A 12,564-nucleotide genomic window follows, 5' to 3' on the forward strand; every position below is an offset into this window, starting at 1 on the left:
GCGAATCCCCCGGTGCGCTGGTAGAGGTCCTGACGCAGCGAGACGGTCGCTCCGACCACGGCCAGGAAGCAGTCCTCCGAGTCGGTCGTGAGCTCCTCCCGTCCCCGGATGAACTCCTCCTGCCACCCGTGACCTTCGCGCTCTCGACCCTCCAACAGCGTCTCCAGCCCCGCACCCGCGGTCGCTTCCCCGACGTCCTGCGGGCCCAGCCCGGTGAAGTCCACGAACCACTTGCGCCCCAGGACGACGGCGTGCGGAGTCAGGTGGTGCCAGCGGGCGTGCGCCTCGACGTGGAAGCGATCGGCCACCATGTCGGCGTCGAGGAAGAGCAGGACGTCGGCCTCGGTCCGAGTGGACCCGACGTGCCGGGCGCGGCCCGAGCCGTGCGACTCCTCCTGCTCGATGCGGACCAGCGTGGTCGCTGCCGGTCGCCGGTCACCCAGCCGCAGCGGCGGGCTCGAGCCGTCGTCGACCACGACCACCTCGGTCAGCTCGACCGGATAGCTCTGCTCGGCCAGGGCGGCCAAGGTGCGGTCCAGCTCCTCCTGGCAGTCGCGCGCCGGCACGACCACCCCCACGCGCAGATCAGGCTGCCAGGAGCCCAGGGCAGGAACGTCCAGCTGCTTCCAGTCCTGCCCCGGCACGGAGCGCAGGTCGAGCGACCCCACGTGACTCGCCTTTCCTTGGGACAGCACTGTCGACCCTATGCTACGGGCGACGACGACGAAGGAGTCCAGAGCGTGTCGCAGACTGCACCCGCCGCACGAACGGCGCTGCGCGCGCTGACCTGGGCCCGGTCGGACCGCATGACTCGCGAGGAGCTGCTGGAGCTGATCGCCGCCGCCGGGCCGGCCCTGTTGCCACCGGTCAACACCGCGATCGCCTCCCCCCGCGGCTTTCGCCGGACGACGCCGACCCGGACCATCAGCTCGGTGGGCAATGCCCAGCCCTCGACGGACGGGCGCGAGCACCAGAGCGCGCCCACCCCGCATGCGGGTATGCCGTACATCGGTCTGGACCGGCTGCTCGGCGCCGACGCCGTGCAGGGGCTGCGTCCGGCACCGGGGGTCACCGTGGACGAGCGCAGCTGGACCACGCCGTGGCAGGTCGCGACTGCCGTCGCCGCCCTGTGCTGTGCCGGCGTGCCGGTGCTCACCGCCGTCCTGCCCGCCACCGTCCGCTCGATGCTCGACCCTGGCCTGTTGGCCGCCGGCGACCTTCTCGACGACGTCGACGTGCGGGACCCGGACCGCCGCGAGGCTCGCTCGATCGGGCTGCGGCGCTCGGCGCACCGCGCGTACGGCTACCACCCGGCACACGACCCGCCCCGTCCCGCCATCTCGGTCCTGGCCGACCAGGCGACCCTCACCGAGGCGCTGCGGCACCAGCTCGCCGCACAGTCCTGGTCGCAGGTCCATCTCCATGTGCTCGGCGACGACGACATCTCGCTGCTGCGCGAGGTGCAGGCGACCGGCTCGGTCTATCTGACCCGACTCCGTGCCGGGGTCTCCTACGGTCCGCACCACCTGGAGGATCTGGTCCACGCCCTGTGGCACAGCGGGTGCGGGGTCGCCTGCTCACCCCGCCGGTTCGCGCACGAGCCGGAGCACGGCGCCGTCGTGGAGCGGCCCGCCACCCCCACCGAAGTCACCTCCCCCACGAGCGAAGGCCTGGCCGGCACCGCGCTGTGGTATGCCGGACACGGGCTCACCCCGCCCGACGGGCCCGCATACCTTGGCCACGGGTGCAACGCCGTGCTGACCGACGCCCAGCCCGCCGACTGGGCCCCGACCAGCATCGTGCACCGGCGGACGCCGCCGCAGCTGGCGTGGTTCCACGCCGAGTCGGGTCACTCGACGCTGACGGCCGCCAACTCCTACTTCGCGCGCGCCGGCTCGCGGGCGCGGAGCTGAGCGACCCGCTGCGCCAACAGCTGGGCGCGAGCGTCGAAGGTGTGTGCCTCGCGCACGTGTGCACCCATCTCCTCCCGCGCCGCCCGCCGCTGCGGTGACTCGTCCCGGTGGGTCGCGATCAAATCCGGTATGTCGTCGGGCGAGTTGTAGGTCAACACCACGTCGCCGAAGACGTGCTCGATCTCCGGCAGGTGGTCGCTGATCACCCGGGCGTTGCAGGCCGTCAGGTCGAAGAGCCGGTTGGAGACCAGTCCCTCGGCGCGCATGTCGTCCCAGTGGTCGTTGAGCACCACCCCGGCCGCGGCATACACCGCCGCCAGCTGGTCGTTGGGCACATAAGGGCCCTGCCATGCCCCCTGCGGCAGCAGCCCGTCCCAGCGCAGCCCGTAGACGGCCGGGACGACCCCCGCCTCCAGCGCCGCACCCACCGCCGGGCGCATCCGGCGGGCATTCGCCACGGCCAGCACCGGGTGGGCCCGGCGCCGGTCCGGCTCCACGGGGTGGAAGCGGCGGTGGTCGGTGCACTGCAGCAGCACCTCCGCCGGCCGGACCAGCTTGGGGTTGATCCGCTCGACCCACCGGGGGGAGGCCCCGAAGACCGCGTCGTACTGCCCCATCTCGGCCGCCGAGACCCGCTCGGGGTGACTGATCACCCAGCACAGGTTGGTGTGACCGGGGTTGCACTCGTAGTGCGAGACGCCGCGCAGCACGACGACCACGTCGTCCAGGTATGCGGTGGGCCGGTGCCAGTCGTAGAAGCAGTCGATGCTGACCTCGTGGCCGGACCGCTCCAGGGAGTCGCGCAGCGCCTCCGCGAAGTGCCAGTCCCCCCAGTTGGTCCGCACCTCCACACTCGGGGCGCCGATCTTGATCGCCCACCGCAGCGGGCGCTGCGGCCGGTCGTGGGCCACGATCGGCGTGGCCTCGCTCGTGCCCGGCAGCCGCAGGAATCCCTGCACCGCATACCCGTCGGCGCGCAGCGTCTCGCTCAGACTGGAAGGGCGCCCGTCCCACAGCCGGCGCAACCGCTGGTCGTTCTTCCATGCCGAGACCTGGTGCCCGCGAGCGGGCACCGGCGGCTCGGTGCGCAGTGAGACGTGGCTCGACCCGACGCAGGCCGCCGTCCGGCCGGAATGCTCGGTGACGCGCAAGGCCAGCTCGGCGCCGGTGTGGTGGCGCACGAAGAGCGGGTCGAAGCCTCCGACCCCGACGTAGTCGTCGGCCCGGACGGCCAGGCAGGCGGCCGTGACGCCGTCGACGGTGCGTGTCCCGCGGACCTCGGGGGCGTCGCCGGCGAACCCGCGGTAGGGCAGGGCCGGGCGACCGCTCTCCGAGAAGCTCACCCCGGCGGACCAGACGGCACCCCCGTGGGTCAGCGTGAGCGGCTGGACCACCGCGTGGTCAGCCAGCGCGGCCAGCAGCGGGCGGTCCCAGTCCGGCTCGCACCACGCGGTGTCCGGCAAGAAGACCACCGCGCCTCCGCCGGTCCGGGTGGCGCCGACGTTGCGGGCCACCTCCAGCGGGACCGGCTGGCTGATCCGCTCCACCAGCACGTCGTCGGCATCCTGCAGGGCCATCTGCAGCAGGATGCTCTCCTGGTCCACCAGGTGCGGGTCGACCACCACGATCTCGACCCGCCCGCGGGCACTCTCCTGGATCCGCCGGACCGCGGTGACCGCGGTCTGCGCACGCTCGGTGGCCACCACGACGACGGACACCAGATCGGCATCCCGGTCGGGCAGGCCGGCCCGCTGGGCGTCCCAGTCCACCAGCGCCCGCTGGCGGACCACGAAGCGATAACTGACGGCCTCGTCGGTCGTGATCCGCTGGGTGCGGTCCTCCCACACGTCATACTGCGTCGCGACGAACGGGGCGTAGCCGAAGTCGCACTCCCTGGCCATCCGGATGAACAGCTCCCAGTCGACGTTGCGGCGCAGGGACTCATCGAATGTGCCGACGACGTCGAGCAGGCGGCGCTCGTGCATCAGCACGATGCAGTCGATGTAGTTGCGCTCCATCATGGCCTCACGCGAGAAGGGCATGCCCCGGTAAAGGGTGCGATGCTCACCCCCCTCCTCGATCAGCGCAGACATCGCGTAGCCCACGCGGTGGCCATCCCGGACCATGAAGCGCACCATCAGGTCCAGGAAGTCCGCCCGCCAGGTGTTGTCGGAGTCCAGGTAGGCGACGTAGTCACCGGTGGCGTGGGCCAGCCCGGTGTTGCGGGCACCCGAGACCCCCCGGGACTGCTCATGCGTGACGTAGCTGATCCGCTCGTCGACCAGCCGCGGGGCCAGCACCTCGGCGGTGTCGTCGGTGCCGCCGTCGTCGACCACGATCAGCTGCCAGTGGGGATAGCTCTGTGCCAGCACCGAGTCGACCGCCTGGAGCATGGGCCCGGCGCGGTCCTTGGTGGGCAGCACCACGGACACCATCGGCGGCGGATCGGGCAGCTGCACCTGACGCAGCGCATCCTTGACCGCCTGCTCCGTAGCGACGTCGAGCTCCTCGGAGTCCCGCTGCAGGTGGGCATGGCCTCGGGTGTCGTGCACCACCTCGGCGGCGGCCGCGGCCTTGCGCAGGAACTCCTGCGGGTCCCGCCACCGGGTCCGCGGACCCGATGCGGACCCCTCGAGGCCCGGCGTCTCGGCGGGCAGGGCTGAGCCGGCCAGGAAGTGACCCAGCGGACCGCCGGGGTGCGACCGCGCCTCCGGCACGAGATCGGCATACCAGAGCGCGTCGAAGAGGGGATGCGGGGACAGGTCCCGGGCCGCCCCGACCATCAGGTAGTGCAGCAGCGCCGCCGACTCGACCCGGTTGCGCGACTTGTGATGCTTCAGATTCTTGACCTGCGCGACATAGCGGTCCGCCAAGAAGGCGGGGTGCGGGGAGAGCCCCTGCTGCGCACCGACGCTCAGATAGTGCTCCACGAGGTCGGTGTCCGCGGTCGGCTCCTCATCGAGCTGGCGGCGATACCACTGCTCGTCGAAGAGACCGCTGCGCCGCACCAGCGCCGCACCCTGCGCGAGATCGGGGCCCTCCCAGGCCGCGGTGCCGTCGTAGGTCGCGAGCTGGGATCGCAGAGCACGGTTCTTGTCCCGCCACTCCGCGAGCTTGGCGTCGCGCCAGGCGATGGGCGGCAGCCGCTTGCCCAGGTCCTTGATTCGCACGCTACCTCCACCAACCCATCGGTTCACGCGCTGGCCTCTTGTCGTCGTCGATGGAGCGATTCCCCTACAGGACGGACGGGAAGCTCACGCCCTGCGACTCCAACCTTGCCAGTTGCTTGCGGTACAGCAACTCGACACGCTCGGCCTCGTCTGGGTCCAGGCCCCGTTGCCAGCTGCCCGGGCGGGCCCTCCCGGTGCTCATCCGCTCGTCGAAGAAGGTCCGCATCGTTGCGTCGCCCTGCAGCCCGAGGAAGTCTGCCAGCTGATCGTAGGCTACCTCGCGGTGCGGGCCAACGAGGGACTCCAGTCGCACCGTGTGCACCCTCGAGGCGTCGCTGTCGCTGATGGACCGGTGGATGGCCAGCATCTGCTTGCCCCACCAGATCAACGCACCGGGCACATCGTCGGGCCCCCAGCTGCGCCGGGCCACCGAGTGGGCCACGTCTCGCCCGTCCCGGACCATGTGCACGAACTGGGCGGTGGGCAGCATCCGCGACAGGGTGTGGATCGCCTTGGCGTTGGGCGGGGTCATCTCGACCCACGAGGCCGCGCCCTGCGTCCTTCGCAGCGGGTCGACGACGTCCTCGAGGAAAGTGCCGCAGGACCTCCACGGATCCTGTGGGTAGGTGTCCCGTAGTCGCCCGAACGCCTGCTCCAGCTCCGGCCGGTCGATGACCACCTGGACCCCCCGCGAGGCCCCGCTGGCCGCTGGCGGCCGCTGGTACCACTTGCGCGTCATCGCCGTCTGGAAGGCGTCGAGGCTGGTCTCGCCCCGGGCCAGCTGGGCCAGGCCTCCCCCGTCGACGTGGAAGCGCAGCTCGATCGGCACCAGCGCGTAGTGGGCACTGGCGCCGATGAGCTCGCCGGCGATGGTGGTCCCGCTGCGGCCGCTGCCGCCCACGAAGACAGGGGGGGTGCCGGGATCGCTGGGCATCAGGTCTCTCCTTGGGTCACGGGATGGCTCACGGGAGGTGGGTCACAGGGTGGGCGCCGCGTCGTCCCGGGCGAGCAGGTCGAGCAGGTAGGAACCGTAGCCGGACTTGACCAGCGGCTCGGCCCGCGCGGCCAGCTCCTGGTCGCTCAAGAATCCCATTCGCCAGGCCACCTCCTCCGGCGCCCCGATCTTCAGCCCCTGCCGCCCCTCCAGGGTGCGCACGTAGTCGGAGGCGTCGTTGAGGGAGTCGAAGGTGCCGGTGTCCAGCCAGGCGGTGCCCCGCGGCAGCACCTCGACCTGGAGCAGCCCGTCGTCGAGGTAACCCTGGTTGAGGTCGGTGATCTCCAGCTCGCCGCGCGCCGACGGCTTCAGGTCGCGGGCCCTATCGACGACCTGCTCGTCATAGAAGTACAGCCCCGGCACGGCATACGGGCTCCGGGGGTGGGTCGGCTTCTCCTCCAGGGACAACGCCTTGCCCTCCTCGTCGAACTCCACCACGCCGTATGCGGTGGGATCGCTGACCCGGTAGCCGAAGATGGCGGCTCCGCGCAGGTCGCCGAAGCGGCCCAGCCGGTGGCCCAGGCCGGGCCCGTAGAAGATGTTGTCACCGAGCGCGAGGGCAGCGCCGGCGCCGTCGATGAAGTCGTCGCCGATGACGAAGGCCTGGGCGATGCCGTCCGGGCTCGGCTGCTGCGCATAGCTGATGGAGACCCCGAACTGGGAGCCGTCCCCGAGCAGCCGCTCGAACTGGGCCGCGTCGTGGGGGGTGGTGATGACCAGCACGTCGCGGATCCCGGCCAGCATGAGGGTCGAGAGCGGATAGTAGACCATGGGCTTGTCGTAGACCGGGAGCAGCTGCTTGCTGGTCCCGAGAGTGATCGGGTGGAGTCGGGAGCCGGTGCCGCCGGCCAGCAGGATGCCTCGCATGACGAGCCATCGTATTCACACCCACGACCACCGGCGTGACTAGCATGTCCGCCATGCGTCAGATCCTGGTCACCGGCGGGGCGGGCTTCATCGGCTCCAACTTCGTCCACCACCTCCTGCAGCACACCGACGCGTCGGTCATCGTGCTCGACAAGCTCACGTATGCCGCGTCGCGTGCGGCGCTGGAGGAGGTGCCTGCGGACCGGGTCCGCCTGGTCGTCGGCGACGTCGCCGAGGAGGCGGTGGTGCAGGGTCTGGTCGCCGGGTTGACCGGACCAGACGACGCCGTGGTGCACTTCGCGGCGGAGTCGCACAACGACAACAGCCTGCGCGACCCCTCGCCGTTCGTCACCACCAATATCGTCGGCACCTTCGTCCTGCTCGAGGCAGTGCGCCGGCACGACGTGCGGCTGCACCACATCTCCACCGACGAGGTCTACGGCGACCTGGAGCTGGACGACCCGGCCAAGTTCACCGAGAGCACGGCATACCGTCCCTCGAGCCCCTACTCGGCCACCAAGGCGGGGGCCGACCACCTGGTCCGAGCCTGGCAGCGCTCCTTCGGGGTGCGCGCGACGATCAGCAACTGCTCCAACAACTACGGCCCGTGGCAGCACGTCGAGAAGTTCATCCCGCGCCAGATCACCAACGTGCTCAGGGGTGATCGACCCAAGGTCTACGGCGCCGGCGCCAACGTGCGCGACTGGATCCACACCGGCGACCACTCCAGTGCGGTCCTGGCCATCCTGGAGCACGGCACGATCGGCGCCACCTATCTCATCGGGGCCGACGGAGAACGCTCCAACCTCGAGGTCGTGCGGGCCATCCTGCGGCTGCGCGACCGGAGCGAGGACGAGATCGACTTCGTGACCGACCGGGCCGGGCACGACCTGCGCTACGCCATCGACGCCACCCGGCTGCGCACCGAGCTGGGCTGGGAGCCGGCCTACCCCGACTTCGACGCAGGCCTGGCCGACACGGTGCGGTGGTATGCCGAGCACGAGGGCTGGTGGGGGCCGGCCAAGGACGGCGTCGAGTCCGCCTACGCGGCGCGGGGCCAGTGATGGGCGGCGGACCGGGCACCCAGGAGCTGAGCGTCACGCCGACCGCGATCCCCGGGCTGCTGGTGCTCCGGCTGCCGGTGCACGGCGATGCCCGCGGGTGGTTCAAGGAGAACTGGCAGTGGGCCAAGATGACCGCCCTGGGGCTGCCCGACTTCGCTCCGGTGCAGCACTCGGTGGCGCACAACGGGGCGGTCGGCACCACCCGGGGCATCCACGGCGAGCCGTGGGACAAGCTGGTCTCGATCGTTGCCGGCCGGGCCTTCGGCGCCTGGATCGACCTGCGCGAAGGACCGACCTTCGGCACGGTGCACAGCGAGACCCTCGACGAGGCGACCGCGGTCTTCGTGCCGCGCGGCGTCGGCAACTCCTACCAGACCCTCGTGCCCGAAACCGTCTACTCCTACCTGGTCAACGCGCACTGGTCGGCCGACGCGACATACACCCACCTCAACCTGGCCGACCCGACGGCGGCCGTGCCCTGGCCGATCCCGCTGACCGACGCCGTGGTCTCCGACAAGGACCGGGGACACCCGGAGCTGACGGCGCTGGAGCCGGTCACCGGTCCGGCGACGCTGATCCTCGGGCCCGGGGGGCAGGTGGGCCGCGCCCTGCGCACGGTGCTGCCCGACGCGCGGTCGGTCGGCCGGGACGAGCTGGACCTCGCCGACCCGCGCTCGGTCGAGGCGTTCGACTTCGACGGCGTGGGCACGGTGCTCAACGCCGCCGCCTGGACCGCGGTCGACGCGGCGGAGAATGACCGGGCGGGGGCGTGGGCCGCGAACGCGGTGGGGGTGGCCGCGCTGGCCCGCGCGGCGGTGCGGCACCCGTTCACCCTGGTGCACTACTCGAGCGACTACGTCTTCGACGGCACCGGCGGCAGCGGTCCCGACGGCGCCTGGCGCGAGGACGACCCGATCGCGCCGCTCAGCGTCTACGGCCAGTCCAAGGCGGCCGGCGACCTGGCGCTCTCGCTGGTGCCCCGGCACTATCTGCTGCGCACGTCGTGGGTCGTCGGCGACGGTGGTAACTTCGTGACCACGATGCGCCGGCTGGCCCGCGACGGGGTGTCGCCCTCGGTCGTGGACGACCAGGTGGGGCGGCTCACGTTCACCGAGGAGCTGGCCCGGGCCACGCTGCACCTGCTGTCCAGCGGGTCGGCATACGGCACCTATCACCTCAGCAACGGCGGCCGTCCGGGCAGCTGGGCCGATCTGGCCCGGGAGGTGTTCGCCCACGAGGGGCGCGAACGCGGCGACGTCACCGGCGTGTCCACCGCGCAGTACGCCGAGATCTCGGGCAAGTCCGGCGCACCCCGTCCAGCGCGCAGCGTGCTGGACCTGGCCAAGATCGAGGGCACCGGCTATCGGCCGACGGACCAGTGGGAGTCCCTGACGGCCTACCTTCGACGTGATGCGCCGGTCTGAGTCCTGAGGTGCTGAGACACCACGGGGTCGGTAGCCTCCTGGCATGGCGAACCCCACCAACAGCTTTCGTCCTGGCCGGCTAGACCTCTTCGAGCAGTTGCTCCGACTGTTCTCGACAGGTCGGATGGTGGACCTCGGCACGGGTCATGGCCGGTTCGCCATCCGTGCGGCAGACCTTGGCTGGGATGCGACGGGGGTGGATGCCCGCAACGAGCGGTGGCCCGACGACCAGCGGGTCACCTGGGTCCAGGAGGATGTCCGCACACACGACCTGGACAACTACGACGTGATCGCGTGCCTCGGTCTCTTCTATCACCTGACCTGCGAAGACCAGCTATCGTTCCTCGCCCGTGCGGCCGGTCGGCCCGTCATCCTGGACACTCACCTGGACCACGGCGAGCACAAGCACAAAGTAACCCGCCGGCTCACTCAGGGCGATGGTTACGAGGGTGTTCTCTACACGGAGCCGGGGGCCACCACCTCCTCCTGGGAGAACGCGAGCTCGTTCTGGCCGACCCTGCCCTCATTCCAGCGGATGCTCGCCGAGAACGGATACGGCACCGTGCTGACGGTCGACCCGTGGCATGCGCCGGACCGCACCTTCTTCGTCGCGCTGCCCAACCCCGCTGCGACCTGAGGGACCCTCAGCTGTCCCGCGCATTGCGCGGGATTGCACACATTGCGCGGCCTCCGACCACGGCGCCATGTACATAATGCCGCGCGATGCTGCGACCGGCCCGATCCGGTAGAGGTGCCGCTGAGAACCCGAGACTGCTGGTCGACGCGCCCCAGAGTTGAGGGTCGCGAGTGGCACCTCAGGGCCCGTCTCAGCGCTGCGCCTCGTAGGCGGCGAGCGCCCTCCGGCAGTTGCGCTGAAGCTCGCGGTGGGTCCGCCAGCGCCGACCGAGCCCGGGCGTAGGAGGCAGCCCGATTCGATCCGGACCGATGCCGCCGACGAGGACCCCGTGCTCCTCCTCGAGACGCAGGACCCCCCGCCAAGACCAGCCGACCCATCGCTCCAGGTCGGGGTAGGACGCGTCTTGGGCGAACAGCACGGCCGGACCTGGGACTGGAGAATCACCCCCGGTCACCTCCACCGGGACGGGTCCCTCGCCCGGTGCCGCCGTAGCCGTGCGCACCGTGGACACCGTCGGTATGCCGTCGCGGGCCCCCGCGAGCAGGTGGTCACGACCGTCGGTGCGAGCTCTCGGGACCGACTCGAGCGCGACCATGTCGTCGAGGTGGACGATCAGTCGGGGCAGATACCACCAGTGCTCCCGACTCAACATCGGGGAGTCGACCAGTGTCCGTGAGGGAGGGTAGCGCCGCAGCTCCTGCGTGATCAGGTGCTCCTGATAGAAGTCCCCGTCCGGGTCGATCTGAAGCCGCACGTCGGCCCGCCAGGCAGCGGGCTCGAAGGCGGACCCGGTGCCTCGGGGATCCCGCAACACGAGCACAACCCGGCCGGCGACGGCCAACTGGTGAGCCCACCGGACCTGGTCGAAGGTCAGCGCCAGCAGCACATCCTCACCCCGGGTCAGCGGCAGCACCGGAGCGACCGCAGGTGCTCCGTCGTTGTCGATCCAGGCCAGGTCACCGACGCTGCTGGCACGGACCCGCTGTGCCGCGCGCCCGGCATCCCGATCATGCATCGCCGGGTCGATCCGGATGGTCGCTCTGCGCAGTGCCTCTCGCTGCGCGGCGGTCGCGCACAGATCGAGCTCGAGGGTCCCGCACGTGCGCGAACGTAGCACGCGACGGTCGCACGGCCGGAGCCGAACCTCCCCGCCGCAGCGGTCACACCTCCTACACGTGCCCCCGCACCACACTTGTCACATCCGCCACTCCGAGAGCACACTGGCAGCCTCGTGTGTCCGTCGCCCGAAGGAGTGCGTCATGCCCGCCGTCTACGTCGCCGCCGTAGTGGGAGTGCTCTACTTCCTCGGCTACCGCTACTACTCGCGCTACCTCGCCGACCACGTCTATGCGCTCGACCCGGCATTCGTGACCCCGGCCCACCGATTCGCCGACGGCGTCGACTACGTGCCCACGAACAAGCACGTCGTGTTCGGGCACCACTTCACCTCGGTCGCGGGTGCTGCGCCGATTGTCGGCCCGGCCATCGCCGTGTTCTGGGGATGGGGGCCGGCCCTGGCCTGGATCGTGCTCGGCACCATCTTCGCCGCCGGGGTGCACGACTTCGGCTCCTTGGCGGTCTCGGTGCGGCACGACGCCAAGAACATCGGCACCATCACCAAGGACATCATCTCGGCGCGGGCGCGCACGCTCTTTCTGATCATCATCTTCTTCCTGCTCACCCTGGTCAACGCGGTCTTCGCCGTGGTCATCGGCAACCTGTTCGTGGCCAACCCCGGTGCCGTCATCCCGATCTTCGTGGAGATCCCGCTGGCCATCGTGATCGGGCAGTACATCTACCAGACCCGGTCGGCCGCCCTGATCCCCTCGCTCCTGGGCGTCATCGGGCTCTACGCGCTGATCTGGGTGGGCCAGCAGTACCCGGTGGACATCGCTCCGCTGGCTGAGGGTCTGGGCATCGACAACACCCGCAACCTGTGGATCGTCATCATGTTCACCTACGCCTTCATCGCCTCCCGGCTGCCAGTGTGGATCCTGCTGCAGCCCCGCGACTACATCAACTCCCACCAGCTGTTCATCGCCCTCGGCGTGGTGACCCTGGGTGTCCTCGTCGGGTGGAGCACGATCGTGGCGCCGCTGGTCAACGACGTGCCCGACGATGCCCCGTCCGTCTTCCCGTTCCTGTTCATCACCATCGCCTGCGGGGCCATCTCCGGCTTCCACAGCCTGGTGTCCTCGGGCACGACCTCCAAGCAGCTGGACAAGGAGTCCGACGCCCGCTACGTCGGTTACATGGGCGCCCTCGGCGAGGGTTCGCTCGCGACGGGGGCGGTGCTCGCGACCACCGCCGGCGTGGCCGCTACCCGGGTCGACTGGGAGGCGCTCTACCCGGACTTCGCCACCGCCTCCGGAGGCGCGGTTGGCAACTTCGTCAACGGGGTGGCCGCCTTCGCCAACAACCTGGGCATCCCCTTCGACCTTGCGGTGATCTTCGCCGCGGTCGTCGTGATCTCCTTCGCGGCGACGACCATGGAC

Annotated in this window: 10 protein-coding genes; 5 read left to right on the plus strand and 5 right to left on the minus strand. The window is 70.6% G+C overall.

Annotated features, from left to right (window positions below; translation table 11 throughout):
* On the minus strand, positions 1-668 hold a 668-nt coding region (locus ACR2FV_RS04220; RefSeq protein ID WP_434014449.1), incomplete at its 3' end, for a glycosyltransferase.
* Between the two features lie 72 nt (positions 669-740).
* Here ACR2FV_RS04220 and ACR2FV_RS04225 point away from each other — a divergent pair.
* Positions 741-1,913, plus strand: a complete 1,173-nt coding sequence (locus ACR2FV_RS04225) for a hypothetical protein (RefSeq protein ID WP_434014450.1) — start codon at positions 741-743, stop codon at positions 1,911-1,913.
* On the opposite strand, the gene ACR2FV_RS04230 is transcribed toward ACR2FV_RS04225, so the two are convergent.
* The 3 genes from ACR2FV_RS04230 to rfbA all read right to left on the minus strand — a co-directional run bounded on the left by ACR2FV_RS04230 (position 1,877) and on the right by rfbA (position 6,944).
* On the minus strand, positions 1,877-5,083 hold the full coding sequence (locus ACR2FV_RS04230; protein ID WP_434014451.1) for a glycosyltransferase: 3,207 nt from the start codon (positions 5,081-5,083) through the stop codon (positions 1,877-1,879). The genes ACR2FV_RS04225 and ACR2FV_RS04230 overlap by 37 nt on opposite strands.
* 64 nt (positions 5,084-5,147) lie before the next feature.
* Positions 5,148-6,017 (minus strand): sulfotransferase family protein, encoded by an 870-nt coding sequence (locus ACR2FV_RS04235; protein WP_434014452.1) that lies wholly within the window; start codon positions 6,015-6,017, stop codon positions 5,148-5,150.
* 42 nt (positions 6,018-6,059) lie between these two features.
* Positions 6,060-6,944, minus strand: a complete 885-nt coding sequence (gene rfbA, locus ACR2FV_RS04240; protein WP_434014453.1) for a glucose-1-phosphate thymidylyltransferase RfbA — start codon at positions 6,942-6,944, stop codon at positions 6,060-6,062.
* Between the two features lie 53 nt (positions 6,945-6,997).
* Between rfbA and rfbB the strand changes: the two genes are divergently transcribed.
* The 3 genes from rfbB to ACR2FV_RS04255 are packed head-to-tail and all read left to right on the plus strand — an operon-like array spanning position 6,998 to position 10,069.
* Positions 6,998-8,008, plus strand: a complete 1,011-nt coding sequence (rfbB, locus tag ACR2FV_RS04245; RefSeq protein WP_434014454.1) for a dTDP-glucose 4,6-dehydratase — start codon at positions 6,998-7,000, stop codon at positions 8,006-8,008.
* Positions 8,008-9,432, plus strand: coding sequence for a sugar nucleotide-binding protein (locus tag ACR2FV_RS04250; RefSeq protein ID WP_434014455.1), 1,425 nt, complete (start codon positions 8,008-8,010; stop codon positions 9,430-9,432). Before rfbB ends, ACR2FV_RS04250 begins: the two co-directional genes overlap by 1 nt.
* 43 nt (positions 9,433-9,475) lie before the next feature.
* Positions 9,476-10,069 carry a class I SAM-dependent methyltransferase gene (locus ACR2FV_RS04255; RefSeq protein ID WP_434014456.1) on the plus strand — a complete coding sequence of 198 codons (594 nt, stop codon included), beginning with the start codon at positions 9,476-9,478 and terminating at the stop codon, positions 10,067-10,069.
* 190 nt (positions 10,070-10,259) lie between these two features.
* Here ACR2FV_RS04255 and ACR2FV_RS04260 read toward each other — a convergent pair whose 3' ends face one another.
* Complete coding sequence (locus tag ACR2FV_RS04260; RefSeq protein WP_434014457.1) at positions 10,260-11,084, minus strand: hypothetical protein; 825 nt, start codon at positions 11,082-11,084, stop codon at positions 10,260-10,262.
* Between the two features lie 244 nt (positions 11,085-11,328).
* On the opposite strand from ACR2FV_RS04260, the gene ACR2FV_RS04265 reads away from it, so the two are divergent.
* Positions 11,329-12,564: carbon starvation CstA family protein (locus ACR2FV_RS04265; protein WP_434014458.1), on the plus strand; the 1,236-nt coding region annotated here is incomplete at its 3' end.

The sequence above is a fragment of the Ornithinimicrobium sp. genome (assembly GCF_051004135.1).
Taxonomy (GTDB): domain Bacteria; phylum Actinomycetota; class Actinomycetes; order Actinomycetales; family Dermatophilaceae; genus Ornithinicoccus.

Coding starts and splice junctions, on each gene's coding strand:
- ACR2FV_RS04235 (WP_434014452.1), bottom strand. CDS start 6,017: ATGCCCAGCGATCCCGGCACCCCCCCTGTCTTCGTGGGCGGCAGCGGC.
- rfbA (WP_434014453.1), bottom strand. CDS start 6,944: ATGCGAGGCATCCTGCTGGCCGGCGGCACCGGCTCCCGACTCCACCCG.
- rfbB (WP_434014454.1), top strand. CDS start 6,998: ATGCGTCAGATCCTGGTCACCGGCGGGGCGGGCTTCATCGGCTCCAAC.
- ACR2FV_RS04250 (WP_434014455.1), top strand. CDS start 8,008: ATGGGCGGCGGACCGGGCACCCAGGAGCTGAGCGTCACGCCGACCGCG.
- ACR2FV_RS04255 (WP_434014456.1), top strand. CDS start 9,476: ATGGCGAACCCCACCAACAGCTTTCGTCCTGGCCGGCTAGACCTCTTC.
- ACR2FV_RS04260 (WP_434014457.1), bottom strand. CDS start 11,084: ATGCATGATCGGGATGCCGGGCGCGCGGCACAGCGGGTCCGTGCCAGC.